The sequence below is a fragment of the Nocardia tenerifensis NBRC 101015 genome (genome assembly GCF_000308715.1).
In the GTDB taxonomy this organism is placed as follows: Bacteria; Actinomycetota; Actinomycetes; order Mycobacteriales; family Mycobacteriaceae; genus Nocardia; species Nocardia tenerifensis.
This window is the reverse complement of sequence record NZ_BAGH01000388.1, coordinates 1-26,633: the sequence shown is the minus strand read 5'-3', so window position 1 is coordinate 26,633 and position 26,633 is coordinate 1. Positions and strand designations below refer to the sequence as shown.

At 69.2% G+C, this 26,633-nt stretch carries 26 protein-coding genes and 1 pseudogene; 14 read left to right on the top strand and 13 right to left on the bottom strand.

What is annotated here, in order from left to right; genetic code table 11:
* Positions 1-205: pseudogene (locus tag ON39_RS50180) on the top strand (hypothetical protein); the annotation flags it as partial.
* A gap of 60 nt (positions 206-265) precedes the next feature.
* Positions 266-994 carry a Clp protease N-terminal domain-containing protein gene (locus ON39_RS30895; protein ID WP_040739550.1) on the top strand — a complete coding sequence of 243 codons (729 nt, stop codon included), beginning with the start codon at positions 266-268 and terminating at the stop codon, positions 992-994.
* Positions 995-1,187: 193 nt separating this feature from the next.
* Here ON39_RS30895 and ON39_RS30890 read toward each other — a convergent pair whose 3' ends face one another.
* Positions 1,188-1,862, bottom strand: coding sequence for a suppressor of fused domain protein (locus ON39_RS30890; protein ID WP_040739549.1), 675 nt, complete (start codon positions 1,860-1,862; stop codon positions 1,188-1,190).
* Between the two features lie 41 nt (positions 1,863-1,903).
* A complete protein-coding gene (locus ON39_RS30885) occupies positions 1,904-3,973 on the bottom strand; it encodes an NAD(+) synthase (RefSeq protein WP_373283755.1) in 2,070 nt (689 codons plus the stop codon).
* A gap of 85 nt (positions 3,974-4,058) precedes the next feature.
* Between ON39_RS30885 and ON39_RS30880 the strand changes: the two genes are divergently transcribed.
* Entirely contained in the window at positions 4,059-4,352 is a 294-nt protein-coding gene (locus tag ON39_RS30880; protein ID WP_040739548.1) for a hypothetical protein, read from the top strand.
* Between the two features lie 246 nt (positions 4,353-4,598).
* A complete protein-coding gene (groL, locus tag ON39_RS30875; protein ID WP_040739556.1) occupies positions 4,599-6,224 on the top strand; it encodes a chaperonin GroEL in 1,626 nt (541 codons plus the stop codon).
* 152 nt (positions 6,225-6,376) lie between these two features.
* Here the strand turns inward: groL and ON39_RS30870 are convergent, their stop codons facing one another.
* On the bottom strand, positions 6,377-7,402 hold the full coding sequence (locus ON39_RS30870) for an SMP-30/gluconolactonase/LRE family protein (protein ID WP_246002877.1): 1,026 nt from the start codon (positions 7,400-7,402) through the stop codon (positions 6,377-6,379).
* A 118-nt stretch (positions 7,403-7,520) separates the two neighbouring features.
* Here ON39_RS30870 and ON39_RS30865 point away from each other — a divergent pair, with 118 nt between their 5' ends.
* Positions 7,521-7,985 carry a MarR family winged helix-turn-helix transcriptional regulator gene (locus tag ON39_RS30865; RefSeq protein WP_174412584.1) on the top strand — a complete coding sequence of 155 codons (465 nt, stop codon included), beginning with the start codon at positions 7,521-7,523 and terminating at the stop codon, positions 7,983-7,985.
* 23 nt (positions 7,986-8,008) lie between these two features.
* Here ON39_RS30865 and ON39_RS30860 read toward each other — a convergent pair whose 3' ends face one another.
* On the bottom strand, positions 8,009-8,698 hold the full coding sequence (locus tag ON39_RS30860) for a ZIP family metal transporter (protein WP_040739546.1): 690 nt from the start codon (positions 8,696-8,698) through the stop codon (positions 8,009-8,011).
* A gap of 465 nt (positions 8,699-9,163) precedes the next feature.
* On the opposite strand from ON39_RS30860, the gene ON39_RS30855 reads away from it, so the two are divergent.
* Together ON39_RS30855 and ON39_RS30850 are read left to right on the top strand one after the other, a co-directional pair.
* Positions 9,164-9,796 carry a TetR/AcrR family transcriptional regulator gene (locus ON39_RS30855; protein ID WP_246002876.1) on the top strand — a complete coding sequence of 211 codons (633 nt, stop codon included), beginning with the start codon at positions 9,164-9,166 and terminating at the stop codon, positions 9,794-9,796.
* Positions 9,797-9,845: 49 nt separating this feature from the next.
* Positions 9,846-10,706, top strand: a complete 861-nt coding sequence (locus ON39_RS30850; RefSeq protein ID WP_040739544.1) for an alpha/beta hydrolase family protein — start codon at positions 9,846-9,848, stop codon at positions 10,704-10,706.
* Here the strand turns inward: ON39_RS30850 and ON39_RS46250 are convergent.
* Both ON39_RS46250 and ON39_RS30840 read right to left on the bottom strand, forming a co-directional pair.
* Positions 10,703-11,344 carry a TetR/AcrR family transcriptional regulator C-terminal domain-containing protein gene (locus ON39_RS46250; RefSeq protein WP_051187359.1) on the bottom strand — a complete coding sequence of 214 codons (642 nt, stop codon included), beginning with the start codon at positions 11,342-11,344 and terminating at the stop codon, positions 10,703-10,705. The genes ON39_RS30850 and ON39_RS46250 overlap by 4 nt on opposite strands.
* Positions 11,345-11,420: 76 nt before the next feature.
* Positions 11,421-13,478: a prolyl oligopeptidase family serine peptidase gene (locus ON39_RS30840; RefSeq protein WP_083894797.1), complete on the bottom strand. Its 2,058-nt coding sequence runs from the start codon at positions 13,476-13,478 to the stop codon at positions 11,421-11,423.
* 158 nt (positions 13,479-13,636) lie between these two features.
* On the opposite strand from ON39_RS30840, the gene ON39_RS30835 reads away from it, so the two are divergent.
* Positions 13,637-14,611 (top strand): dipeptidase, encoded by a 975-nt coding sequence (locus ON39_RS30835; protein ID WP_040739543.1) that lies wholly within the window; start codon positions 13,637-13,639, stop codon positions 14,609-14,611.
* Here ON39_RS30835 and ON39_RS30830 read toward each other — a convergent pair.
* The 3 genes from ON39_RS30830 to ON39_RS30820 all read right to left on the bottom strand — a co-directional run bounded on the left by ON39_RS30830 (position 14,608) and on the right by ON39_RS30820 (position 17,331).
* Entirely contained in the window at positions 14,608-14,946 is a 339-nt protein-coding gene (locus ON39_RS30830; RefSeq protein WP_040739542.1) for an MmcQ/YjbR family DNA-binding protein, read from the bottom strand. The genes ON39_RS30835 and ON39_RS30830 overlap by 4 nt on opposite strands.
* A gap of 80 nt (positions 14,947-15,026) precedes the next feature.
* Positions 15,027-16,067 carry an NADP-dependent oxidoreductase gene (locus ON39_RS30825; protein WP_051187358.1) on the bottom strand — a complete coding sequence of 347 codons (1,041 nt, stop codon included), beginning with the start codon at positions 16,065-16,067 and terminating at the stop codon, positions 15,027-15,029.
* A gap of 163 nt (positions 16,068-16,230) precedes the next feature.
* A complete protein-coding gene (locus tag ON39_RS30820) occupies positions 16,231-17,331 on the bottom strand; it encodes a helix-turn-helix domain-containing protein (RefSeq protein ID WP_040739540.1) in 1,101 nt (366 codons plus the stop codon).
* 133 nt (positions 17,332-17,464) lie between these two features.
* Between ON39_RS30820 and lpdA the strand changes: the two genes are divergently transcribed.
* Complete coding sequence (lpdA, locus tag ON39_RS30815) at positions 17,465-18,868, top strand: dihydrolipoyl dehydrogenase (protein ID WP_040739539.1); 1,404 nt, start codon at positions 17,465-17,467, stop codon at positions 18,866-18,868.
* 105 nt (positions 18,869-18,973) lie between these two features.
* Positions 18,974-19,675 carry a polysaccharide deacetylase family protein gene (locus ON39_RS30810; RefSeq protein WP_040739538.1) on the top strand — a complete coding sequence of 234 codons (702 nt, stop codon included), beginning with the start codon at positions 18,974-18,976 and terminating at the stop codon, positions 19,673-19,675.
* Here the strand turns inward: ON39_RS30810 and ON39_RS30805 are convergent, their stop codons facing one another.
* A complete protein-coding gene (locus ON39_RS30805; RefSeq protein WP_040739537.1) occupies positions 19,676-20,092 on the bottom strand; it encodes a PPOX class F420-dependent oxidoreductase in 417 nt (138 codons plus the stop codon).
* Positions 20,093-20,137: 45 nt separating this feature from the next.
* Positions 20,138-20,536, bottom strand: a complete 399-nt coding sequence (locus ON39_RS30800; RefSeq protein WP_040739552.1) for a winged helix-turn-helix transcriptional regulator — start codon at positions 20,534-20,536, stop codon at positions 20,138-20,140.
* Between the two features lie 99 nt (positions 20,537-20,635).
* Here ON39_RS30800 and ON39_RS30795 point away from each other — a divergent pair, with 99 nt between their 5' ends.
* The gene (locus tag ON39_RS30795; protein ID WP_040739536.1) at positions 20,636-21,487 is read left to right on the top strand and encodes an SDR family oxidoreductase; all 852 of its coding nucleotides are present in this window, start codon (positions 20,636-20,638) and stop codon (positions 21,485-21,487) included.
* Between the two features lie 62 nt (positions 21,488-21,549).
* Here ON39_RS30795 and ON39_RS30790 read toward each other — a convergent pair whose 3' ends face one another.
* Positions 21,550-21,927, bottom strand: a complete 378-nt coding sequence (locus ON39_RS30790; protein ID WP_040739535.1) for a VOC family protein — start codon at positions 21,925-21,927, stop codon at positions 21,550-21,552.
* Positions 21,928-22,166: 239 nt separating this feature from the next.
* Here ON39_RS30790 and ON39_RS30785 point away from each other — a divergent pair, with 239 nt between their 5' ends.
* Positions 22,167-22,892, top strand: coding sequence for a TetR/AcrR family transcriptional regulator (locus ON39_RS30785; protein WP_040739551.1), 726 nt, complete (start codon positions 22,167-22,169; stop codon positions 22,890-22,892).
* Between the two features lie 21 nt (positions 22,893-22,913).
* Here the strand turns inward: ON39_RS30785 and ON39_RS30780 are convergent, their stop codons facing one another.
* Entirely contained in the window at positions 22,914-23,447 is a 534-nt protein-coding gene (locus tag ON39_RS30780; RefSeq protein ID WP_083894798.1) for a carboxymuconolactone decarboxylase family protein, read from the bottom strand.
* 245 nt (positions 23,448-23,692) lie between these two features.
* On the opposite strand from ON39_RS30780, the gene ON39_RS30775 reads away from it, so the two are divergent.
* Both ON39_RS30775 and ON39_RS30770 read left to right on the top strand, forming a co-directional pair.
* A complete protein-coding gene (locus tag ON39_RS30775) occupies positions 23,693-24,565 on the top strand; it encodes a nuclease-related domain-containing protein (RefSeq protein ID WP_040739533.1) in 873 nt (290 codons plus the stop codon).
* Between the two features lie 239 nt (positions 24,566-24,804).
* Complete coding sequence (locus tag ON39_RS30770; RefSeq protein ID WP_040739532.1) at positions 24,805-26,631, top strand: acyl-CoA dehydrogenase; 1,827 nt, start codon at positions 24,805-24,807, stop codon at positions 26,629-26,631.
* The last annotated feature ends 2 nt before the right edge of the window (positions 26,632-26,633 follow it).

Below are 26,633 nucleotides of genomic sequence, written 5' to 3'. Positions count from 1 at the left end.
TCTCAGCCTCGGCCGGCACGACGCGGTGGTCCAGCTGCTGCGCGCCGACGACGCGCCCGCGCGGATCGTGCTGACCGGTCGAACGGGGCGTGGTCGAAGAACGGATCGTGCGCGGCGCGGGAGTGGACGGCTCGTCACTGAAAACCTACTGCTACCGAACAGCTTTCAGCGCTTGCACCGTCGCTTCGGTATCGGAGTCCGGTAATGAACCGGCCTTCGTCAACTTGAGGTTGACGACTCGGCATCGTCAACCTATCGTTGACGTATGACGATTCCTTACCGCCTCGACGACCTGATCGAAGGCATCAAGAAAGCCCGCCCCGACAACGTGCTCGACCAACTGTCCGACGCCGTGGTCACCGGCAATCACCTCGGCGAACTGGCCGATCACCTGATCGGCCACTTCGTTGACCAAGCCCGCCGCGCCGGCGCCTCGTGGACCGATATCGGCGCGAGCATGGGCGTCACCAAACAGGCCGCGCAGAAGCGCTTCGTGCCGAAGGGCCCCGGCGAGGTGGGCCCGGCCGCCCAGACGGATTTCAGCGCGGGCTTCGCCCGATTCACCGACCGCGCCCGCTCGGTCGTCGTCGCGGCGCAGGAGGCCGCGCGCAACTCGAAGAGCCGGGAGATCGGCACCGCGCACCTGGTGCTCGGCCTGCTGGCCGAGCCGAGCGGCATCGGTGCGAAGGAGCTCCTCGTCAGCGGTCTCACCCTGGAGTCCGTCCGCGACGCCGCGACGGCCGCGCTGCCCGCCCCGTCCGAGGACATCCCCGCGCTCATTCCGTTCGACGCGGACGCCAAGAAGGCCCTCGAGCTGACCTTCCGGGAGGCGCTTCGCCTGGGCCACAACTACATCGGCACCGAACACATCCTGCTCGCCCTGCTCGAACAGGAGAACGGCGATGGTCTGCTCACCGGGCTCGGCATGGACAAGGCCAAGACCGAGGCCCACATCGTCGAACTGCTCTCGGCGTACATGGAGGGCAAGGCGTGAGGCGAGGGTGGGCGTGATCGCCCGCGCGGCGGCCGTTCGACGGCGAATCCGCCGGGCGCGCATGGGTGTTCGCGCCGTCAGGACCGCGGGGGCGCGCCGGCGCCGGGCCCTCCGTTCGCGCGGTGCGATGACGCACCGGCGACCATGGCAGGTCGAGCCGCGCCCGCTCGGCCTGCCGCGCGCCGCATAGGACCTAGGCGCGTCCGCGCAGTCCGCCGCCCCAACGAGGCCACTGCGCTTGGGGTTTCGGCTCGGCGACCAGCGGCGCGCGATCGATGTCGGTGACGTACAGCGGCAGGTGCGGCGCCAGTTCTTCCAACAGTGCCAACGTCTTTCCGCCCTGCGCGGCCCGGTACTCGGGCATGGTCAACCCGACGATCTGCAGGAAACGCATTCTGCCGTGCGGGGTCTCGATGCTGCCGAGCTCCGGATCGAGCGCGAATCCGACGGCGTGGATGCCCGAACCCGGCTGATCTGCGGCGATCGGGCCGTTCGCCTTGATGGTGTGCCCCGGCTCGAACCACTTGCCGGACTGGAAGACATAGCGCGCGAGATTCTGCAGGAAGTTCGCGGGCCACACCGGCGGCTCGGTGTCGGTGGGCCTGCGAACCAGCCGGAAGGTGAACTCGAAGCCCCAGCCGGACTCGTCGGGGTTGTCCCACTCCTTCTCGTACAGCTCGGTCATGCCGTAACTGATGTAGTGCCAGTGCGGTACCGGCTCGGTGCGTGAGTACGCGCTGATCCCGTCGAGCGGGTCGGGCCCGCCGAGCGACCAGCGGTGATCGGTGGCCCAATGGAAAGGTTCGATATCGCCGTACAACGGCCGCAGCGCGGCGTCGATGGCATGCCAGCCGGGTGCTTCACTCACCACGCAACCATAGGCCGCGCGCCCACGCCGGGGCCGCGGCGTCAAGCCTCCGGGACGTTGCGGTCCAGTTCGTCGAGCCAGGCCGCGACCGAGGCGTCGCTCGGCGCGCGCCAGTCGCCGCGCGGCGACAGCGAGCCGCCCGACCCGACCTTCGGCGCGTTGGGCAGCGTGGAACGCTTGAACTGGCTGGTCTGCACGAACCGGCGCAGGAACTCCGCGAGCCACCGTTTGATGGTGGGCAGATCGTAGGCGTTGCGCTGGTCGGCGGGGATCAGGTCGGGCCAGGGCCCCCGTTCCCGATCCGACCACGCGTGCCGGGCCAGGTAGGCGACGCGACTCGGGCGGTAGCCGAAGCGGAGCAGGTAGTAGAGGTGGAAGTCCTGGAGTTCGTAGGGCCCGACGGTGGCCTCCGAACTCTGGCTCGGCGCGGCGGCCTCGGTGCCGGAACCGGTGTCGGGCACCAACTCCGGCGAGATCTCCGTCCGCAGGATGGACGCGAGCACCTCGTCGGCCGCCTGCCCGAACTGCGCGGTCTCGACCGACCAGGCGATCAGATACTTGATCAGCGTCTTGGGCACCGACGCGTTCACGCTGTAGTGCGCCATGTGGTCGCCGACGCCGAAAGTGCACCAGCCCAGGGCGAGTTCGCTCAGATCGCCGGTGCCGACCACGAGCGCGCCGTGCTGGTTCGCCAGCCGGAACAGGTGCGAGGTGCGCTCGCCGGCCTGCACGTTCTCGTAGGTGACGTCGTACTGCGCCGCGCCGTCGGCGGCCGGGTGGTTCAGGTCGCGCAGCATCTGCGTGGCCGACGGACGGATGTCGATCTCCCGCGCGGTCACGCCGAGCGCGTCCATCAGCCGATGCGCGTCGGTGCGGGTCCGCCCGCTGGTCGCGAAGCCGGGCATGGTGTAGGCCAGCACATTCGCCCGCGGCAGCCCGAGCCGGTCCATCGTCTTGGCGGCCACGATCAGCGCGAGCGTCGAGTCGAGGCCGCCGGAGACGCCGATGACCACGCGTTGCAGGCCGGTGGCGCGCAGCCGGGTGCTCAGGCCCTCGACCTGGATGTGCTGCACCTCGGCGCAGCGATCGTTGCGCACCGCCGGGTCGGCGGGAACGTAAGGGAAGCGCGCTATTTCGCGCCGCAGCTCGACCGGGCCCGCGGGGATCGGCAGCTCCACCTCGATGTGGCGCAGCCCGGCCAGGCGCTCCCGATGGTCGTGCACATTGTCGGCGAAGCTGGTGGTGCGCAACCGATCCGCGGCGAGGCGGCGCAGATCCAGGTCGGCGGTGACCAGCTGGGGATGGTCGGCGAAGCGCTCGCCCTCGGCGAGCAGGTCGCCGTTCTCGCACACCAGCGCCTGCCCGTCCCATGCCAGATCCGTCGTCGACTCCCCGTGTCCCGCAGCCGAATACAGGTAGGCGGCCAGGTAGCGCGCCGAGTGCGAGGTGCACAGCGCCCTGCGGTAGTCCGCCTTGCCGATGACGATATTGCTCGCCGACAGGTTGACCAGCACGGTCGCCCCGGCCAGCGCGGCGAAACCGCTGGGCGGCAACGGAACCCATCCGTCCTCGCAGATCTCCAGGTGGCACACGAAACCCTCGAGATTGCTGGCCGTGAACAGCAGATCGGCGCCGAACGGCACCCGCTGTCCGGCGATCGTGACGTGCGTTCGCAGGTTCTCGCGGGCCGCCGCGAACTGGCGCTTCTCGTAGAACTCCCGATAGTTGGGCAGGTAACTCTTCGGCACCGCGCCGAGCACGACGCCCCGGCACACCGCGACGGCGCAGTTGAACAATCGCCCCTGGCTGCGCACCGGCGCGCCCACCACCAGCACCGTGTCGATGTCGGCGCTCTCGGCGACCACCCGGGCCAGCGCGGCCTGCACGGCGTCGTCCAGCGCGTCCTGATGGAACAGGTCGTCGGCGGTGTAGCCGGACAGTCCCAGCTCGGGGAAGACGGTCAGCACCACCGCGTCGGCCGCCGCCTGCCTGGCCAGCAGCAGCGTCTGCTCGGCGTTGTACGCGGGATCGGCCACGCGTAGCCGGGGCACGGCCACCGCCACCCGGGCGAAATCGTGCCGATAGAGCGAGTCGAAGGGCAGTTCGCGCACTGCCGTCCCCCTTCGCCGAGGAGCCGGAATGATCATGTTTCCCCTCCGGAACCTACCCTCGATCGCGGCCCGCTAAGCTATAGCAATGGCGGATGAAACGGATTCCGACCTAATCGCGGGGGAACGACGCGCCGATCTTCTGCGTGCGCTTTCTTATGTCTCCACGGAGTCGCAGCCCGACGGCGGCTACGTCGTCAACGGCGACCTTCCGCCCGAGGTGGCGCCCCCGTTCATCCGGGCGATCATGCGGGTCGAAGCGGAGTTGCTGCTGCACGACGCCGAGCTGGTCACCGTGGAGGGCGGCGAGCCGAGGTCCCCGGAGGAGCGCCGGACCGACGCGTTCGTGGCCCTCGTGCTGCGCGTCGACGACCGGGCGTAGGCCCGCGCCGCGCCTGGGCCTCGACCGGAAAGAGCGGGTCGCGGATCTTGCACTCGGCACCCCGGAGTGCTAAAAATGGCATTGGCACTCTCTACCGGTGAGTGCCAGGTCGGGACGGTGAGACCGGGTTCCATCGACACCCTCGGTCGTCCGTCGCGGGCACCGAACCTGGCCAGCGTAATGGGGCGATCCAACCTGTGGTCGTCCTGTGTGTCAGCCATATACATGGAGGATCTCAACAACGCCATGGCCAAGACAATTGCGTACGACGAAGAGGCTCGCCGCGGCCTCGAGCGGGGCCTGAACGCCCTTGCCGACGCGGTCAAGGTGACGCTGGGCCCGAAGGGTCGCAACGTTGTCCTGGAGAAGAAGTGGGGCGCCCCCACGATCACCAACGATGGTGTGTCCATCGCCAAGGAGATCGAGCTGGAGGACCCGTACGAGAAGATCGGCGCCGAGCTGGTCAAGGAAGTCGCCAAGAAGACCGACGACGTCGCGGGCGACGGCACCACCACCGCCACCGTGCTCGCCCAGGCGCTCGTGCGTGAGGGTCTGCGCAACGTCGCGGCCGGCGCGAACCCGCTGGGCCTGAAGCGCGGCATCGAGAAGGCCGTCGAGGCCGTCACCGCCAAGCTGCTCGACACCGCCAAGGAGATCGACACCAAGGAGCAGATCGCTGCTACCGCCGGTATCTCCGCGGGCGACTCGTCCATCGGTGAGCTCATCGCCGAGGCCATGGACAAGGTCGGCAAGGAAGGCGTCATCACCGTCGAGGAGAGCAACACCTTCGGCCTCCAGCTGGAGCTCACCGAGGGCATGCGCTTCGACAAGGGCTACATCTCGGGTTACTTCGTCACCGACCCGGAGCGTCAGGAAGCGGTCCTCGAGGATCCGTACATCCTGCTGGTCGGCTCGAAGATCTCGACCGTCAAGGACCTGCTGCCGCTGCTGGAGAAGGTCATCCAGGCCGGCAAGCCGCTGCTGATCATCGCCGAGGACGTCGAGGGCGAGGCCCTGTCCACCCTGGTGGTCAACAAGATTCGCGGCACCTTCAAGTCCGTCGCCGTCAAGGCGCCCGGCTTCGGTGACCGTCGCAAGGCTCAGCTCGCCGATATCGCCATCCTCACCGGTGGCGAGGTCATCAGCGAAGAGGTCGGCCTGTCCCTGGAGACCGCGGGCCTCGAGCTGCTCGGCCAGGCGCGCAAGGTCGTCATCACCAAGGACGAGACCACGATCGTCGAGGGCGCGGGCGACGCGGAGGCCATCAAGGGCCGCGTGCAGCAGATCCGTGCCGAGATCGAGAACTCGGACTCGGACTACGACCGGGAGAAGCTGCAGGAGCGGCTGGCCAAGCTGGCCGGCGGCGTCGCGGTCATCAAGGCCGGCGCGGCGACCGAGGTCGAGCTCAAGGAGCGCAAGCACCGCATCGAGGATGCCGTGCGCAACGCCAAGGCCGCCGTCGAGGAGGGCATCGTCGCCGGTGGTGGCGTGGCCCTGCTGCAGTCGGCGCCCGCGCTCGAGGATCTGAAGCTCGACGGTGACGAGGCAACCGGCGCGAACATCGTGCGCGTCGCGCTGTCGGCTCCGCTGAAGCAGATCGCCTTCAACGCCGGCCTCGAGCCGGGCGTTGTCGCCGAGAAGGTCTCCAACCTGCCTGCCGGCCACGGCCTCAACGCCGATTCCGGCGCGTACGAGGACCTGCTGGCCGCCGGTGTCGCCGACCCGGTGAAGGTCACCCGCTCCGCGCTGCAGAACGCGGCGTCGATCGCGGCCCTGTTCCTCACCACCGAGGCCGTCGTCGCCGATAAGCCGGAGAAGGCTGCCGCTCCCGCCGGCGACCCGACCGGTGGCATGGGCGGCATGGACTTCTGAGTCCGGCCACCCGGCAACGCCTTTAGAAACCGAAAGCCGGTCCACCCTCGGGTGGACCGGCTTTCGGCGTCTGCGGAGTCCCTTCCGCGTGCTTCGCGAACGACTATACAGGTTAGGCTAACCTACATTCAAGCCGTGTCCGCTGGTTCGCTTCAGATGCCCTCGACGGCGACGATGGTGAACGGCTTCGGCGTGCCGGGACCCATCGGGCCGCCCTTGTCGAATTGTGAAGAGACGACCAGGTTTTGGTCGCCGCTGTGCGCCGACGTGGTCGGCAGTCCCAGGGCTTCGTCGGTGACGCGCTTGTCCAGGGTCGCGCCCGCGCCGTCGTCGGTGACGGTCCAGCGGGCGAGGGCGTTGTCGGTGTTCTGGACGACCCAGAGGGTGTTGTCGCGCAGGTCCAGGCCGTCGCCGTGCACCAGGTTGCCGCCGCGCAGCTCGACCTTGCGGACGGCGTCGGCGGCGTTCGGGGCCAGGGAGATGCGGAACAGCTCGCCTGCGCCCATGTCGACGACCAGCAGGTATCGCCCGCTCGCGTCGGCCACGATGCCGTTGAGGGTGAAGCCGTCGGCGGCGTGCGGCGCGAGGACCGCGTTCAGGTCGAATTGTGTTGTCAGCTCGGCCTTTCCGCCGTGCGCCGCGGCCTCGGCCAGTTGCCCGGTGGTGACGCGGTAGACGACGCCGCGCACGGAGTCGGTCAGGTACGCGGTGCCGTCCGGGGTGATGGCCAGATCGTTGACGAAGCGGGCGCCCGCGCCCGGCACGTCGAAACGGGCCAGCGCGGCGCGGGTCGCGGTGTCGTACACGGTGACCCCGGCGGTCGAGTCGGTGACCCACAGTCGCCCGGCCTGATCGACCTTCAGCCCGTTGGCGGTCTTGCGCCCGTCGGCGCTCTCGGGCAGGAAGACCTCGGCGCGTTTCGTGCCCGGTGTGGCGCGGTAAACGGCGCCGGTGGAGTACGAGCCGACATAGACGTCGCCGGACCGCGGGTCGGCGGCGATGCCCTCGGGGTAGGCGCGGTCGCCGGGGAGTTCGTAGGCGGTGGCGATCCGGACGGACTGCGCGGCGGGAGCCGGCTGTGCGGTGTCGTCGGTGCTGCCGCAGGCGGCGGCAGCGGTGCAGGCCACCGCGGCGGCGATGACCGCCATGCGGCGACGCGTTGCGTGGGACATGGTCATGCCTCTCATCAAGTCTATCTTTCAGATGTATTCACATCTGAAGGTGAATACGAAGATAGATTAGAGTTCTAATATCAGTCAAGGGTCTTATGTTCGGACGGGCAGATACCATGCGGTAATGACGTCCCTGCACTCCTCCGAGCGTCTCGGCTCGTACGTGAAGCGCGCCGAGCAAGCGCTGCAGACGGCCAAGCACGCCGCGTTGAAGCCCGCGGGCGTCACCGTTCCGCAGTACGCCGCCCTGCTCTTCCTGGGGGAGAATCCCGGCATCTCCGCCGCCGCCCTGGCCCGCCTGTGCGGCGTGACGCCGCCGACGATGAACACGGTGCTGACCAACCTGCAGGACCGCGGCCTCATCGAGCGCACCCCGCACGCCTGGCACAAGAACATCCTGGAGACCCGGCTCACCGAGGCGGGCGTGGCCGTCATGAAGGACGCCGACGCACGCGCGGTCCGGGTGGAGCGGGCGGTGGCGGCCGGCTTCACCGCCGACGAACGCGCCACGCTTCAGGAACTGCTGACCCGCTGCGCGGACCTGTTCGACTCCGTGCGGCCCGAAACCCCTGCCGCACCGAGGAAATAGGCGAGATCAATCGCCCGGGCGCGTCAGCCCAGCAGGAACGCCACGAGAAAGCCCGCAGCGGTGGCCATGCCGACCCACCAGCCGCCCTCCTTGTAGGCCTCGGGCATCAGCGAGTCGGCGAGCACCGCGATGGTCGCCCCGCCCGCGAACGCCTGCACCGTGCTGATGTGCGTCTGGGAAAGGTTGTCCGACAACGCGTATCCGAGCACGGTCACCACGACGAGCGTGGAACCCGTCGCGGTCCAGAGCCAGAGCGGTCCCAGCCGCCGCACGCCGTGTTTGTCGCGCATCAGCGCGGCGCCGCTGATCGCCTCCGGCACATTGCCGACGGCGACGGCGACCAGCAGCGCCAGTCCGCCGCTGCCGCCGGAGAGGGTCACACCGAGCGCGGTGTTCTCCGGGATGCCGTCCAGCACGGCGCCGAGCAGCAGTGCCCAGCCGATCGCGCCCGCGCCCAACCGCGTCTCGATCAGGTGGTTGGCGACCACGTACAGCCCCGCCCCGGCGAAGAGCGCGAGCGCGGCGATGAACGCGCCCGCCTGGTGGAACGCGGGCTCGAACAGCTCGTTGGACACGGCGGCGATCATGGTGCCCGCGCCGAACGCCATCAGCGAGGCGAGCAACGGGCGCGGCAATGTCCAGCGCAGGCCGATCGCGGCACCGACGACCAGGGGTACGGCGGTGCCGAGCCCATAGAGCAACGCAATCAGCATGCGGCTCACCCTAATCGCCGCGGCGTTCGTGCTCCGCCGTCTGCGGCGGGCCCGCCGCGCCGCGCGCTATTCGACGACCTATTCGCCACCGCCCGCCGGCGCGCGAAGTCCCCTGGGGGACAGGACGAATCAGGCATAACGAGCGGACCGGTTCGGTGCGCAATTATTCTACGAATTCCCGTCAAAATCGCGGGCACGCATCGAGGCCCGTCGGTAACGTCCGTTTCGGCAAACAGTCAGTGACAATAGATTTGCCCGACTTCGTCCGGGATCGTCCTGTTCTGCTTCACGATCGAGCGAGCATGAGAACGCGATCATTCCATTAGTACGCATAGCGATCGATACGAAGGCGGTGAGATGGCAACTAGCCTGCCAACTTTCGGCTAACGCCTGATCAGTTGCGGGTTGATACCAACGCCCAGATCCATGTCGAGCGCTTCCTGGGCTTCTGTATTGTCTGGCGCAATGTCACAGGATGCGAATACGGGTCGAATGTATGCCGGGCAACCCGTCGAGGACCGGCAACGTCAGCGGCGTGCGCGTTTTCTGGAATCGGGCCTGACGGTCTTCGCGCGCGACGGTTACGCCAATAGTTCGGTCGGCGCCATCTGTAAGGACGCCGGACTCTCCTCACGACAGTTCTACGAGGAGTTCACCGGCCGCGAGTCCCTACTACTAGAGCTCTATGAGCAGATAGATCGCGAGTCGCGCGACGCGGTCGCGAAGTCGTTGGAGAGCAAGGCCGACGCGAGTGCGCTCGAGATCATCGACGCGTCCGTGCGCGCCTATGTCGAGTCCATCGGCTCGGATCCGCGCAAGGCGCGCGTCGCCCTAGTCGAGGTGGTCGGCGCCGGCCCGAAGGTCGAGAAGTTCCGGCTCGAACTGCGCCGGGTGTGGGGGTCGCTGCTGGCGGGCGCCGCGGAGGACGCGGCCCTGCAGGGGGAGATCCCGACCGGCGACTACGAGATGCGGGTGCTCGCGATCATCGGCGCGGTCAACTACGTCGTGGACTCCTGGAGCGGTTCGGATCCGCGTCCGCCGCTCGACGACGTCATCCGGGTGCTGAGCAGGGTGATCATGGGAGCCGTCGGCGCGTAACCGGAGATCGGCCGGGGTGCGGGAGCCGGGGACCGGTAGCGTGCGCGGGATGGAGACGGTTCCGATCCAAATGCCGGACGGCACTACGGTTCCGGTGCGGCTGATCCCGGCCGGTGGCGCGCATCGGCACCCGGCCACCCCGGACGCGCCGCGTCCGGTGGTGGTGATCGTGCCGGGCCTCGGCGTGCCCGCCGGGTACTACGAGCTGTTCGCCGCGAAACTGGCGGCGCGCGGATTCGACCTGGCGATCGCCGAGCTGCGCGGCAACGGCGACAGCACGCCGAAGCCGAGCGCCGCCAGCAGTTACGGCTACCACGAGTTGGTGTCGGTCGACTTCCCGGCGATCTTCGAGGTCGTGCGCGGCCGGTTCCCCGCCAGCACGCCGTACCTGCTCGGGCACAGCATGGGCGGCCAGTTCGCCGTGATGTACGCCGCGCGCATTCGCGGCAGGCTCGGCGGGCTGATCCTGGTCGCCTCCGGCACGCCGTATTACCGTGGCTACCCGGGGCTTTCGAGCCCCGGGATCCTCGTCGGCACCGCGGCCGCCGCGCTGACCGCTGGCCTGGCCGGCTTCTGGCCGGGCGACCGGATTCCCGCGGGCGGGTTCGGCCGTCAGTCCAAGGTGCTGATCTCGGACTGGGCGCGGCTGGCCAGGACCGGCCGGTTCCAGCCGGTCGGCGCGGACATGGACTACGAGGAGCGGATCGCCCGGCTGAAGCTGCCGGTGCTGTCGATCACCATGACCGGCGACGACCTCACGCCGCCCGGCTCGGCCGAGCACCTGCTCACCAAGCTGCCCAACGCCGACGTGACCACCTGGCACCAACCGGAACCGTTGGGGCACAACGGCTGGATCCGCGAGAACGCCACCACCATCGATCAGATCGAGAAGTGGCTGCGCGATCGTTAGGTGTGTCGGCGGCCGAGGTCGAGATGTCGGCTGAAGCCGTCGAGCATGGCGTCGAGGCCGACCTCGAAATGCTCTGCGTCCGTGGCTGATTCCGGCTCCTCGGCGCGCTGGGCGGCGACCGCGGCGATGGCGTGGCCGAGGATGTGGCCGAGCGCGTACTCGCGCACGCAGCGCGTCAGCTGCTGGGCGACCCGCGCGGAGAATCCCGCGCCCTGAAGATGTTCCACCATCCAGCCGCCGGTCTCGATCGCCAGTTCGCTGCGCACCGGGCGAGTCGCGAAGACCGGCACCGCGTTCGGGTGCCTGCGCAGCGTGGAGCGCAGCCGGTGGGCGTAGGCGCGCATCAACTCGGGCCACGGCTCCTGCCACGGCAGCGACTCCATGTCCAGCTCGGCGAACATCGCCTCGGCGACGCCGTCGAACAGCTCCCGCTGATCGGCGAAGTGCCGGTAGGCGGCCATCGGATCGGCGCCGAGCGCGGCGCCGAGTTTGCGCATGGAGAATCCGTCGACACCCGTGCGATCGATGAGGGCCAGGGCGACCGCGGCGATATGGTCGCGGTTCAGCGTGGTGCGCGTCGTCGATATGGGGCCCGGGCGGCGCGCGCGAACCACCTCGACGACGTTCTCGGACTGCACGACAGCTCTCCTCCCCGACCCGGGTCTACGGCGTAGACGTCCGCTACACCGTAGGCCCCGGCCCGCACGGCGAGGGCTATCCGCGCCGCTCGATCAGCATCTGGGTGAAGAACTCGTAGATCAGCGCCGCCTGGAACGCCGACTGCTTGTTGTCCGCCGCGCCGCCGTGGCCGCCCTCGATGTTCTCGTGGTACCAGAACTCGTGGCCCTGCTCCTCCAGCAGCGCGGCCATCTTGCGGGCGTGCCCCGGGTGCACGCGGTCGTCGCGGGTGGAGGTGGTGAGCAGGATCGGCGGGTAGGCCACGTCCGCCCGCGCGTTCTGGTACGGCGAGTACTCGCTGATGTAGCGCCACTCCTCGGGCTTGTCCGGGTCGCCGTACTCGGCGATCCACGAGGCGCCGGCGAGCAGCAGGTGGTAGCGCTTCATGTCCAGCAGCGGCACCTGGCAGACGATGGCGCCGAAGAGCTCCGGGTAGCGGGTCAGCATTACGCCCATGAGCAGCCCGCCGTTGCTCCCGCCCACCGCGCCGAGCTGGTCGGCGGTGGTGATGCCCCGTGCGACAAGGTCTTTCGCGATCGAGGAGAAGTCCTCGTACACCTTGTGGCGGTTGGCCTTCTGCACCGAGGTGTGCCACTGCGGGCCGTACTCGCCGCCGCCGCGGATATTGGTCATCACCCAGGTGCCGCCGCGTTCGAGCCAGCCCATCCCGGACGCGCCGCTGTAGGCGGGCGTGCGCGAGACCTCGAAACCGCCGTAGCCGGACATCACCGTCGGGCCGGGCGTGCCCTTGCGGTCGCGATGGCGAATCACGAAGTAGGGCACCTGGGTTCCGTCGTCGGAGGTCGCGAAGAACTGCTCGGTCTCGATGCCGTCGGCGTCGAAGAAGCCCGGCTCCTGCTTGAGCTGCTCGGTGCCGCCGCCGACCGAGCTGGCCAGCAGCGTCGCGGGCGTGGTGAAACCGCTTGTGCTGAGCATGAATTCGTCACCGCCCTCGAGCGGGTCGAGGTTCAGCACGCTGGTCGTCGCCATCGGCGGGGTGTCGGCCAGCGACTTCCTGCGCCAGCCACCCTGCTCCGGCGTCACCACGTAGAGCTTGGTCTGCACGTCCTCGAGGGTGATGAGCAACAGATGATTCTCGGTCCAGCCGTATCCGTGCAGCGAGGTGTGGGCGTCGGGGGTGAAGATCACCTCGAAATTCCGTGCGCCCGAGAGGAACTCATCGAAATCGATGGCGAGCAGCGCGCCGGCGGGGTAGTCGTTGCCGCCGACCTCCCACGGCGACTTCAGCCGGACCAGCAGCCAGTCCTTGTACCAGGACTCGCTCGCGTCGGTGGGGAGCTCCAAACGCCGCAGCGCGCCGTCGTCCTCGAGCAGGTAGACCTCCTCGTTGAAGAAGTCGGTGGCGCGGCCGACGTAGTGGCGTTCGTAGCCGGGGGTGCGGTCGTAGCCCGCGGAGACCGCGACGTCACCGGCCTCGCCCTCGAAGACGGTGACCGCGTCGGCCAGCTCGGTGCCGCGCCGCCAGCGCTTGGCGATGCGCGGGTAGCCGGAGTCGGTCAGCGAGCCGGGCCCGAAGTCGGTGCCGACGTACACCGTGTCGAGGTCGATCCAGCGCAGCTCCGACTTCGCCTCGGGCAGGTAGAAACCGCCGTCCGCCGGGGCGATGAATTCCCTTGTCGCCATGTCGAACTCGCGTACCACCTTGGCGTCCGCGCCGCCGCGCGACAGGCTGACGAGCGCGCGCGACTGCTCGGGGCGCAGCACCGCCGCCCCGCCCCACACCCAGTTCTCCTCCTCGGCGGTGGCCAGCGCGTCCAGGTCGATCAGCACGTCCCAGTCCGGCGACTCCTTGGCGTACTCGGCGAACGTGGTGCGCCGCCACACCCCGCGTGGATGCTCGGCGTCGCGCCAGAAGTTGTAGAGCCAGCTGCCGCGCCGCGCGGGGTAGGCGATCTTGGTGTCGGTGTCGAGCATGTCCAGGATGCGGCGTTCGAGCTCGCCGAAGCGGTCGGCGGAGGCGAATCGCTCCACGACGACGCTGTTGTGTGCGCGCGCCCAGTCGAGGGCCCGCTCGTCGGTCACTTCTTCGAGCCAGAGGTAAGGGTCCGTCACGTTCTGCTCAACGCCGCTCATCCCCATATTGTTGCGGAGGGGCGCGGATCGGAACGCCGGGGTCGCCGTTCGCCGGGAATTCGCGGGCGGCGGAGCCACCCGTCCGTGCGGCGGCGGACGGTACGACCGCCCGCTCAGTAGGATCGCGGGTTCGAGGCCGATCCGATCAGGAGGTTTTCTTGCCACCGTTCCTCTGGGAGCAACACTGCTGCCTGCCGCTGGTGCCCTCGGCGCGGATCGCGGACCTCGCGCGCTACCCCCTCGGCTCGTATCTGTCGGTGAACGTGGGGTATTCGCCGCACTCGACCGAGGATTCGCTGAAGCTGGTCCGGCAGTACCGCGCGGACGCGCTCGCCGACGGGCGATTCCGTCTGGTGCACAGCCACTCCGACATCGGCGATCCCGAGACCATCGCGCTCGCCTTCGATCTGGAGGACTCGGGCCCGCTCGGCGGCGACCTGGACAACGTCGCGCTGTTCTACGAGCTGGGCGTTCGCTCGATGCTGCCCACCTACAACAGCGCCAACAAGGCGGGCAGCGGCTGCCTCGACGCCGAGGACACCGGGCTCACCGCCTTCGGCCGCGACCTCGTCCGCACGCTCAACGAGGTCGGCATGTTCGTCGACGGGTCGCATTGTTCCCGGCGGACCGGTCTCGACCTGGCCACGCACAGTCAGGCGCCGATGATCTACAGCCACTCCAATTTCGCCGCGCTGTGGGAGCATCCGCGCAACATCACCGACGAACAGGCCAAGGCCTGCGCCGCCACCGGCGGGGTGATCGGACTCAACGGCGTGGGTATCTTTCTGGGCCACAACGGAGTCGGCGACGCCGCCGCGCGGGTGGAGGCGATGGCCGACCACGTCGAGTACGGCGTCGAGCTGGTCGGCCTCGAGCACATCGGGATCGGGTCGGACTACTCGTTCGACGCCGACGACTTCAACGACATGCTCATCGACCATCCCGAGCTCTTCCCCGAGTCGTACACCAAATGGGGCCCGCTGCAATGGGTTCCGCCCGAGGACCTGCTCGGCACGAGCGGGGTGCCCGGCCTGGACGAGGTGCTGGCGCGGCGCGGTTTCGACGCGGCGGAGCGGGCCGCGGTGTTCGGCGGGAACTTCTCCCGGGTCGCCGCGCAGGTCTGGCGCGACTAACCCAGGTGCGCCGCGGCCACGCGCTTGGGCACACACATCCGCCACGCCTCCACGACGAGTTCGGTCAGCTCCGCCTCGTCGATGGCGGCCAGCCGCACCCGCACCCAGTTGTATCGCTCGTCCGAGGGCCGAGGCATCATGAATTTTTCCGGCTCGGCCTCGACCAGCGCCACCCGCTCGGCCTTGGGGAACGCGAACCCCATGCGCGTCTCATCCGCCGACAGCGCGACGTAGACGATCCGCCCTATCCGATACTTCACCCGGTCCCGGACCACCGCCTCGGTCGTCCGCGGCAGGCTCATCGCCACTTGCCGCACGTCATCAGCCGTCACCATCGCTCGAGTATCGCGCGGGGGTACGACAGGTACGCGGTTTCGGAAATTGCTGTGGGCGCGATGGATTCGGTCGTGCGACCTTAAACGAGACGGACCAGCATCTTGCCGGTGTTCGCGCCGGAGAGCACGCCGAGGAAGGCGGCCGGCGCCTGCTCGAGCCCCTCGTACACCGTCTCCGCGGTGCGGATGGTCCCGTCGGCCAGCCAGGCCGACGCCTTCGCGATGTACTCGTCGAAGATCGGGAAGTAGCTGGTCACCAGCATGCCGCGCAGCGAAATCTCGCGTATCGCGGCTTTGAACAGGTCCGGGCCGGGCTCGGGGTCGCCGCCGTTGTAGCCGCTGATCGCGCCGACCAGCGCGACCCGCCCCTTCGGCCGCATGGCGTCCACGGCGACCCGCAGGTGCTCGCCGCCGACGCTGTCGAGGTAGACGTCGATGCCCTCGGGCGCGGCCGCGGCCAGTTGCCCGGCCAGATCGCCCGCGCGGTAGTCGAGGGCGGCGTCGAAGCCGAACTCGTCGAGCACCATCCGGGTCTTGGCGGGACCACCCGCGGACCCGATCACCCTGGCCGCCCCGAGCGCCTTGGCGATCTGCCCGGCGACGCTGCCCACCGCGCCCGCCGCGGCCGAGATGAACACGGTGTCACCGGGATTCACCCGCGCCACCTCGGTCAGCGTGGCGTACGCGGTGAGGCCGGTCGTGCCGAGCGCGCCGAGGTAATGCCGCGGTGCGGCGAGCGAGGTGTCGATCGGGGTGACCGCGGCCGCGTCGAGCACCGAGTACTCCCGCCAGCCCGCGAAGTGCGACACCGTGGCGCCCACCGCGATGGCCGCCGACCGCGAGGCCACCACCTCGCCGACCGCCGAACCCTCCAGCGCCTCGCCCACCTGGAACGGCTCGATGTAGGACGGGCGATCGTCCATCCGGCCCCGCATGTACGGATCCACCGACATCCAGGTGTTGCGCACCAGGACCTGTCCGTCGGCCAGTTCCGCGATCGGCCGCTCGACCAGTGCGAAGTGCTCGGCGGTCGGCACGCCGGTCGGGCGGGCGGCCAGTTGGATCTCCCGGGAGAACTGCGGCACAACGGCTTTCGGTGCCTGGCTGGGTTGTGTACTCACTGCACTGCCTCTTCTTCGGTACGTCGCGAACCTGTTCGATCCGGTACCGAGAACGCTATGAGCCTGGAACTTTCGCTCCCAGGTCCGGAAGCGCCACCATGCGGTCCGAACACGACACGCTTTCGTGGCGAACTCGGCCCGGCGGTCCGTCGGTGACAACGACTCAGGCCGGTGCTCTGACCTGGGACGGTGATGTGCCGCTCCAGCGTCGGAAGGCCTTGCGCAGGGCGCGATCGTCGGTGAATCCCAGCCGGGCAGCGACGGTGGAGGTGGTCAAATCGCCTTCGGCGAGAAGGGATTTCGCACGTTCGTAGCGGACCCGGTCGTGCTCGGCGCGCCAGCCGGTGCCGTGCTCGGCGAGTTGTCGTTGCAGGGTGCGCGGGCTGGTGGCCAGGCGGCGGGCGACCGTCGTCAGCGACGCGTCGCCGGCGGCGAGGGCCGCGGCCAGCGCGGCACGAAACGCCTCCAGCGGACCGGGGATCACGTGTGCGGTGGCCAAGACCAGGTCGGCGTGGCCGCGCAGCAGTTCGGCCAGCATCGGGTCGGCGCGGGGCAGCGCGGCGTCGGCGTCGGCGGCCGCGAAGGTGATGGTGTCGGCGGGCGCGTCGAAGTCGATGCGGTCCGTGCCGAAGGCGTCGATGAGCACGGCATGGCTGTGGGGCGCGGGCCCGCTGAAGGCGACGCGGTCCGGGATCACGGGGCGACCGGTGGCCTCGCGGGCGCGTCGCAGGTAATAGGCGAGCACGTACTCGTTGACCACCGCCGCGACCGCGGGATCGCCCGCGGTGGTCCGGAAGCCGACGGTCAGCGCCGCGTCGTGGGTGAGGTCGAACCCCTCGGCGGCCGCGGTAACCAACCGGTGATACGGCTGCGCCGACCGCAGCGCCGCGGCGAGCGTCGGCCCGTTCGTGACGAGATAGTCCCAGGTGGTGAGCGTGCCGAGCGGCGCGGCGGCGGCGACCGCGAGCCCGGCGCCCGGCTCCGGCCTGGCCCGCGCGAGCAATGTCCACAGCTCGATCAGCGAGGCGAGCGGAATCCGATTCAGCTCGCCGACGAGGGTCGCGTCGTCCACGCCGGGAATCGCGGCGAGGCGATCCGCGCCGACGCCCGCCCGCCGGGCCGTGTCGCGGACGAGCCGGATCAGGTTCGTGGACGCCGTGTCGTCGATGGGCGAAATCGCTTCATGCGCCGCGGCGGGGTTCCGAGCCGACGCCGGTCCGGGGATGACCAGCGAATCCTCGCCCGCTGATCGACGTGCTCCCACAGGCCAACAGTAGCGAGTCGAGACCGATCGGTACCTACCCGATCCGCAGCGGCCTCGGCGCGGTGTGGCCCACGGCGCATTGTTGTGGGGGACGGGTGCGCCGACTCGGCGCGGCAGAGTTAGGCTCGGTGTCGTGACTTCCCATTACGACGTTGTCGTTCTCGGTGCCGGTCCTGGCGGTTACGTCGCCGCCATCCGTGCGGCACAGTTAGGCCTCCGTACCGCGATCGTCGAGCAAAAGTACTGGGGCGGTGTGTGCCTGAATGTCGGCTGCATCCCTTCCAAGGCCCTGCTGCGCAACGCCGAGCTGGCGCACATCTTCACCAAGGAAGCCAAGACCTTCGGCATCTCGGGTGAGGTGAACTTCGACTTCGGCGCGGCGTTCGACCGCAGCCGCAAGGTGGCGGACGGCCGGGTCAAGGGCGTCCACTTCCTGATGAAGAAGAACAAGATCGACGAGTTCGACGGCAAGGGCACGTTCACCGACGCGAACACGCTCTCGGTCGAGCTCTCCAAGGGCGGAAGCGAGACGATCACGTTCGACAACGCGATCATCGCCGCGGGCACGGTCACCAAGCTGCTGCCCGGCACCCAGCTCAGCGCGAATGTGGTCACCTACGAGGAGCAGATCCTCACCCGCGACCTGCCCGGCTCGATCCTGATCGTCGGCGCGGGTGCGATCGGTATGGAGTTCGGCTACGTCCTGAAGAACTACGGCGTCGACGTGCGCATCGTGGAGTTCCTCGACCGCGCCCTGCCGAACGAGGACGCCGACGTCTCCAAGGAGATCACCAAGCAGTACAAGAAGCTCGGCATCACCATCACCACCGGTGCCGCCGTGCAGTCCATCGACGACGACGGCTCGAAGGTCACCGTCGCGATCAAGGACAACAAGTCCGGCAATGTGGAGACCGTCACCGTCGACAAGGTGCTGCAGGCCGTCGGCTTCGCGCCCCGCGTCGAGGGCTACGGCCTCGAGGCCGCCGGCGTGGAGCTCACCGACCGCGGCGCCATCGCGATCGACGACTACATGCGCACCAACGTGCCGCACATCTACGCCATCGGCGACGTCACCGCGAAGCTGCAGCTCGCCCACGTCGCGGAGGCGCAGGGCGTGGTCGCCGCCGAGACCATCGCGGGCGCGGAGACCGTCACCCTCGGCGACTACCGGATGATGCCGCGCGCCACCTTCTGCCAGCCGCAGGTCGCAAGCTTCGGCCTGACCGAGCAGCAGGCCCGCGACGAGGGCTACGACGTGAAGGTCGCCACCTTCCCGTTCACCGCCAACGGCAAGGCGCACGGCCTCGGCGACCCCACCGGTTTCGTCAAGCTCGTCGCCGACAGCAAGTACGGCGAACTGCTCGGCGGCCACCTCATCGGCCCCGACGTCTCCGAGCTGCTGCCCGAGCTCACCCTGGCCCAGAAGTGGGACCTCACCATCAACGAGCTCACCCGCAACGTGCACACCCACCCCACGCTCAGCGAGGCGCTGCAGGAGGCCTTCCACGGCCTCGCCGGTCACATGATCAACTTCTGATCCGCGCCGCGTAGCCGAACGGTGGCGTCCAGCCGAAAGGTCTGGGCGCCACCGTTTTTCGTTTCCCGTCTGGTGGTATCGGCGCGAGTTTGCTAGACAGCGAGGGTGCGTAGGTGGCTGATCGGTGGGGCGCTGGTGGTCGTCGTGGTGCTGCTGCTGGGGGTGGGTGGGTACTACCTGATGAACTCGCGCAGCTTCCAGTTGGCGGGGCGGCTGGTGAATCGGGTCGATACCGACGACAAGGTCGTGGCGCTGACCCTGGACGACGGGCCGACCGAGCGGGCGCCGGAGGTCCTGAAAATGCTTGCGGAGCAGCAGATTCCGGCGACCTTCTATCTGGTCGGCGGTGATCTCGCCGCGCACCCGGAGTACGGGCGGGCGATCGCCGAGGCCGGGCACGAGATCGGCAACCACACCTATCACCATCGCCGCATGGTCTTCACCTCCGGCGACACGGTGCGCGACGAGATCGAGCGGACCGACGCCGAGATCGCGAAAACCGGCTACCGAGGCCCGATCACGTTCCGGCCGCCCTACGGCAAGAAGCTCTGGTCGCTGCCCAAGTATCTGTCCGACCACGATCGCACCACGGTGACCTGGGATGTCGAGCCCGACGCGGGGGAGGGCGCGACCGCCGACAGCATCGCGGCGCAGGCCGTGCGCGAGGCGCGGTCCGGATCGATCATCCTGCTACACGTCATGCACCGGTGGGCCGAGCCCGCGCTGGCCGCGATACCCCGCATCGTCGCCGGCCTGCGGGCCGAGGGCTACCGCTTCGTCACCGTCTCCGAGCTGATGCGGCACTGATCAGAGCATGCCGTACGCGTGCGTCGGGGTGAGCACGGCGAGGGCGCGGCGGTCGGCGATCATGGCGCGGCGGTAGTCGTCCCAGTCGGGGTGTTCGCCGTTGGCGGCGCGGTAATAGTCGACGAGCGCGGCCACGGTGTCGTCGCCCGGATCCTCGGCGACGGGCGTGACCGAGGCGATGGCCTCGACCACGGCGTAGGCCATGAAGTCGTCGCGCGAGACGTGGATCGCCGCCCACGGCTCCCGCACGAGGTTGTGGTACTTGGCCCGGTCGGCGGTGATGGAGATCCGGATGAGGCCGTCGTCGCCGATCACGTGCAGCACGTTCGACAGCTGCGGGCGGCCGTTGCGGCGGATGGTCGTGAGCACGGACCTGCGATGGTCGCGCGCGAAGTCGACTGCGTGGGCGAGTTCCATGCCGATATTCAACCGGCAGTGATCGATGTCTCTTCCCAGGCGCGCCTAGTCCCGGTGGTACGCGGCTTGCGCCTCGCGCACGCGCGGCATGTTCCGCTCGACGACCTGGATCAGCGACTCGAGCCGCTCGGCCACCTCGGCGCCGAGCTCGGTGAGGGTGTACTCGACCCGGGGCGGGATGGTTTCGTGCACCTCGCGATGGACCATGCCGTCGCGCTCGAGGGCCTGCAGGGTCTGCGACAGCATCCGCTCGCTGACGCCGTCGACCCGCCTGCGCAGCGCGCTGAAGCGGTACGGGCCGTCGCGCAGCGCGACGAGGGCGAGGGTGCCCCAGCGGCTCGCCACGTTCTGCAAAACCGGGCGTGAGGTGCAGTTCTTCGCGAAGACGTCGGCCTCGAGCGTCGGATCGTCCAGGTCTGGCGACGATGTGCGCTGAGTGCTCATGGAATCGATGGTACCCATCGCAGGCGAAGTGGTGTAGGAATAGATAGTACTTACGAATAGTTAGTGCCATACGAACCGTACACACTTTGGAGGTAAGTCATGACCGTTGCCGTCACCGGAGCCAGCGGCCAGCTGGGCCGTCTCGTCGTCGAGGCCCTGCTGCGCGAGGGCGCGTCACCGATCGTCGCGATCGTGCGCGACCCGAGCAAAGTCGCCGACCTGGCCGAGCGCGGAGTCGATGTCCGCCAGGCGAGCTACGACGATCCGGCCTCGCTCGACCGTGCCCTCGACGGTGTCGACCGGGTACTGCTGATCTCCGGCAACGAATTCGGCGAGCGGGTCGCCCAGCACACCAACGTGATTCGCGCCGCCGAGCGGGCGGGCGTCGAGCTGCTCGCCTACACCAGCATCCCGCGCGCGAACGACAACCCGCTCGTTCTGGCGCGCGAGCACATCGGCACCGAGGCGGTGCTGGCGAGTTCGACCGTCCCGTACGCGCTGCTGCGCAACGGCTGGTACTGGGAAAACTACCTCGGCGGCCTCGCGCACGCGGTGGAGTCCGGTGTGCTGCACGGCGCGGCGGGCGAGGGCCGGGTGGCGGGCGCGGCGCGCGCCGACTACGCCGAGGCCGCCGCCAAGGTGCTCACCACCGACGGGCACGCCGGGCAGGTGTACGAGCTCGGCGGCGACGAGCGACTCACGTATGCCGAACTGGCCCAGGCTATTTCGACGGCCGCGGGCAAGCAGGTCGACTACCGGAACCTGTCCGAGGCGGACTACGCCGCCGCGCTCCAGCAGGCCGGGCTGCCCGCCGAGTACGCGACCGTGCTGGCCGACGCGGACTCGGGCATCGCCCAGGGCGTCCTCGACGTGACCAGCGGTGACCTGCAGAAGCTGCTGGGCCGCCCGTCCACTCCCGCGGTCGAGGTGTTCCGCGCGGCGCTCGCCTGAGCCGCAACGATTGTCGATGTCCCGCACACCGGCCGCGTGTGCGGGACATCAAGGCGATGCCGCTACACCCATTGCACGAGTTGCACGATGATCCCGTTGGGATCGCGCATCTGGAAGTAGCGCTCGCCCCACTCCTCGGTCTCGATCGGCGTGACGATCGGCACGCCCTCGTCGCACAGGCGCGCGTACTCGGTGTCGATGTCGTCCACCGTGAACACGACGAGCAGGCCCTCGCCCGCGCTGCCCGCGGCGCTCTTCGGCTTGAAGGAGGCCAGTCCGGTGCGCAGGTAGATGACGTTCATGCCGGCGTCGGGGCGCTCCAGCGAGACGAACCCGTCGGCCGACATCTGCTCGGCGAAGCCGAGGTGGTCGATCAGGAACCGCGCCGAGGCCTGCGGGTCGGCGACGTTGACGGAGACGGCGGAAGCGGTGATGCGCAAAGGTCCTCCTCGGGTACGAACGATAACTCTATACTTAGTACGCTGTACTTTGTAGAAGAATTCCGAGGCGACCGCACTATGACCTGAATCACGCCGATACCATCGTGGTGAGCAGGCGAGGAGGCAGGGTGGACGACGTTTCGGGCCGACGGTCCGACGAGGCGGCTCCGCAGTCCGACGGGCGCGCCGGCTCGGCGAAGCGCCGCGGCAGACAGGACCGCAGCGGCGCGGGGGACCCCGTGCGCACGCTGGAGTTGCTGTGGCGGGTGCCCGGCAGTCCGGTGCGCGGACCCAAGCAACGCAGCAGCGTGGACGCGGTGGTCGCCGCCGCCATCGAGATCGCCGACCGCGACGGCATCGCCGCGCTCACCATGCGCGCCGTCGCCACCGAGCTCGGCCTGACCCCGATGGCCACCTACACCTACGTGCCGGGCAAGGCCGAGCTGATCGACCTCATGGTGGACAAGGTCTACGGCGAGATGCCGCGCGCGGACCTCTCCGGCCTGCCCTGGCGTGACCGGGTCGCCACCGTCGCGGCCGAGAACCGCGCCATGCTGGCCCGGCATCCGTGGGTCGCCTACCTGCCGACCACCCGGCCGCCGCTCGGACCGGGCATGGCCGCCAAGTACGACCACGAACTCCGCGCGTTCGAGGACCTCGGCCTCGACGACGTCACGATGGACGCGTCGCTCACCTACCTGCTCGGCTTCGTCACCTCGGTAGCCCGCATCGCCATCGACACCGCGCGGGCGGCCTCGGACAGCGCGATGTCCGATCACCAATGGTGGGAGCGGGCCGCGCCGCTGCTCGCGCAGGTCTTCGACGCCCAGCGATTTCCGGTGGGCGCCAGGGTCGGCGCGGCCGCCGGGCAGGCGCACGACTCCGCCTACAGCGCCGACCACGCCTACGAATTCGGCCTCGCCCGGGTGCTCGACGGCTTGGCTCAGCTCATCGAGAAGCCCTGAGCGCCTGGTACTTCGGAGTGCTCAGACCCCGTCGCGCTGGATGCGCAGGGCGGTGATGGTCGAGGCGAGGCCCTCGTACTGATTGACCAGCAGCACGATCTCGATGAGGCTGCGCTCGTCGTAGTGCTCCGCCAGCGCGGCCCACCGCTCGTCGTCCACGTCGCGGGTCCGCACGAGCTGGTCGACGGCGCCGAGCAGCGCGCGGTGCTTGGCGGACCAGCCCGGCGCGTCCGGCCCGGTGCGCAGCCGCTCGAGGATCTCCGCGGTCACCCCGGCCCGCTTGCCGAGCCGGATGTGATGGTCCATCTCGTAGTCACAGTCGCGCAGGTGCGCCACGCGCAGAATGACCAGCTCCGACTCGTGCCGCGGCAACCGGCCGCCGGGCATGAGCTTGCCCGAGTAGTGCAACCAGCCGCGAAACAGCCCCTTGGTGCGGCCGAGGGTGCTGAACAGATGCGCGTCATCGGTGCCCGCAGCGCGGGAAAGCACCTGCCAGACAACCCAGTTGAGCGGACCCAGCTCGCGCAGGCGTCCGGGGGAAATGCGTGGTCGCAGCGCTGAAACCATGCTGGTCGGCTCCTGTCGCGGAGTGGAGTCCGGCGTCTGGGCGGCGCCGGGTGCGAGCCGTCAGCCTACCGGCGAGTACGCGCCGAATCGAGGCCGTGGACCGCGACCGCATGGCCGCTCGATCATCGCGGTCCCGAATTGCCCGCGCACCCTGGCGATTCCACGGTTACGATCGATTTCGTGCGACGCCGGCGGCGCGCACGGCCTGATGTGGAGAGGCGGACGAGCTCGACATGCTGGTGAGGGTCACGCCCGGAGCGCAACTCTCCGGTGCCGAACAAGAGTTCGTCGAATGCCTGCGCTCGTATCCGTCGGCCGCCCTCGCCGTGATCGACCTGCGGGTCGGCGACCGCCGGATCGACGCGGTGGTCTGGACTCCGCGCGGCCTGACCGTGCTCGAGGTCAAGGGCTTTCGGCGCAGGCAGAGCGGCATTCTCAGCATCTCCGCCGACGGCCCGTGGAAGATCAGCGACGCCGACGCGGACCTCGACGAGCCCGCAGGCAGCCCGTCGGATCGGCTGGAGCACGGCATCTCCGCGGTGCGGACCACGCTGGAGCGGGCGCTGATCGACCCGGGGCACGTGTGCGGCGCGGTCGTCCTCGTCCCGTTCCGCGGCGCGGTGGTCCGGCCGTCGCGCACCAACCTGCGTCCGGGGCTCGATGTCGTCGTCGGCAATGTCGCCGACGCCACCGAGCTGCGCATCTACATCGAGGGTTTCTCGGCCGGGCCGCGGAAGTGGACCGCGGACCGGGTGATCGGGGACTGCGCCGCGCTCGGCCTCGCCGAACTCGCGCCCTCGCGCGCCGACCTGGTCGCCGCCGGTTTCGAGCAGGTGGCGCAGGAATCGCCGAGCGTGATCGCGCGCCCGCCCAAGCCCCGCGTCGAGCCGACCCCGGGCGTCGGGACGAAACGGCACGCGTACGCCGGGTGGACCGTCGTCGCCCTGGCGGTCATCGGCATGTTCGTCGTGATCGGCGTCGTCGCCGCCTCGCTGGCCCGCGACTCCTCCCATCCGACGCCGCAGGAGACCAGCACGCCGAGCCCGACCCCCTCGCCGTCGCCGTACCATCCGACACCCTGCTGGCCGTTCCAGCAGGATTGCTGAGAGCCGCACGGCGCGAAGCGGTTTGGCGGACGCCGCGGTTCGGCTACGAATCGGCGAGCGCTACTGTTCCAGGCGTATGCCCGGCCTCGACGCGCCGCGACGGGTGGCGTGCCGCACTTCGGCTATCCATCGGTGAACGCCGAGGTGACGGCGCCGAGCCTACGGTTGCGTAGCGTCGCCGCAGTACGGCAGGCTGCGTTCGTACATCGTCAGAACCGCCGAAACCTGGGAGGACCGTCGTGGGTCACTACAAGGCGAACGTGCGTGACATCGAGTTCAATCTGTTCGAGGTGCTGGGGCTGGACAAGTTGCTCGACACGGGCGCCTACGGCGATCTGGACTCCGATACCGTGCGCGAGATCCTGGCCGAGGTGAAGCGACTGGCCGAGGGGCCGATCGCGGAGTCCTTCGCCGCCGCCGACCGGGATCCGATCGCCTTCGACCCGGCCACCTACTCCATCTCGGTGCCCGACGCGTTGCGCAAGACGATCGCCGCCATGCACGAGGCGGACTGGAGCCGGCTCGGCCTGCCCGAGGGCATGGGCGGCACGCCCGCACCCGCCGCGGTGGTGTGGGCGGTGCAGGAGATGATCAACTGCGCCAATCCGGCGGCGAACTTCTTCAACATGGGGCCGGTGATGGCCTCGGTGCTCTACAACGTCGGCAATGACCAGCAGAAGCTGTGGGCCACAAAGGGTTACGAGCGCGGCTGGCAGGGCACCATGGTGCTCACCGAGCCGGACGCGGGCTCCGACGTCGGCGCCGGCCGCACCAAGGCGATCGAGCAGCCCGACGGCACCTGGCACATCGAGGGCGTCAAGCGCTTCATCTCCGGCGGCGACGTCGGCGACACCGCCGAGAACCTCTTCCACCTGGTGCTCGCCCGGCCCGAGGGCGCGGGCCCCGGCACCAAGGGACTGTCGCTGTTCTACGTGCCGAAGTTCCTGTTCGACCCCGAGACGCTGGAGCTCGGCGCCCGCAACGGCGTCTACGCGACCAATGTCGAGCACAAGATGGGCCTGAAGTCCTCGCCGACCTGTGAACTCACCTTCGGCGCCGACACCCCCGCGGTCGGCTGGCTGGTGGGCGACGTGCACAACGGCATCGCGCAGATGTTCCAGGTGATCGAGAACGCGCGAATGATGGTGGGCATCAAGTCCTCCGGCACGCTGTCCACCGGCTACCTCAACGCGCTCGACTACGCCAAGCAGCGGATCCAGGGCGCGGACCTGACCCAGATGACCGACAAGGCCGCGCCCCGCGTGCCGATCACCCGCCACCCGGACGTGCGCCGCAGCCTCGCCCTGCAGAAGGCCTACGCCGAGGGGCTGCGCGCGGTCTACCTGTACACCGCGGCGCATCAGAATCCCGATGTGGCGGAGCTGGTTTCGGGCGCGGACGCCGAATTGGCGCACCGGGTGGACGACCTGCTGCTGCCGATCGTCAAGGGCGTCGGCTCGGAGCGGGCCTATCAGTACCTGACCGAGTCGTTGCAGACCTTCGGCGGCTCGGGCTATCTGCAGGACTACCCGATCGAGCAGTACATCCGCGACGCGAAGATCGACTCGCTGTACGAGGGCACCACCGCCATCCAGGCGCAGGACTTCTTCTTCCGCAAGATCATTCGCGACAAGGGCGTGGCGATCGGGCACGTCACCGGGCAGATCGTCGCGTTCCTAGACGCTAAGACGGGACGGTTCGAGACCGAACGCGCGCTGCTGGGCACGGCCTTGGCCGATGTGCAGGCGATGGCGGCCACGTTGACCGGCTTCCTGATGGCGGGCCAGCAGGACCCGGCCGAGCTGTACAAGGTCGGGCTCGGTTCGGTGCGCTTCCTGCTCTCGGTCGGCGACCTGCTCATCGGCTGGCGTCTGCTGGTGCATGCCGAGATCGCGGCTGCGGCGCTCGCCGCCGAGGCGTCGGCGAAGGACCGGCCGTTCTATGCCGGAAAGGTCGCGGCCGCAAGCTTTTTCGCGAAGAACGTGCTGCCGGAGCTGACCGCGAACGCGGCGATCATCGCCGCGATCGACAACGACATCATGACGCTGGACGAAGCGGCGTTCTGAGC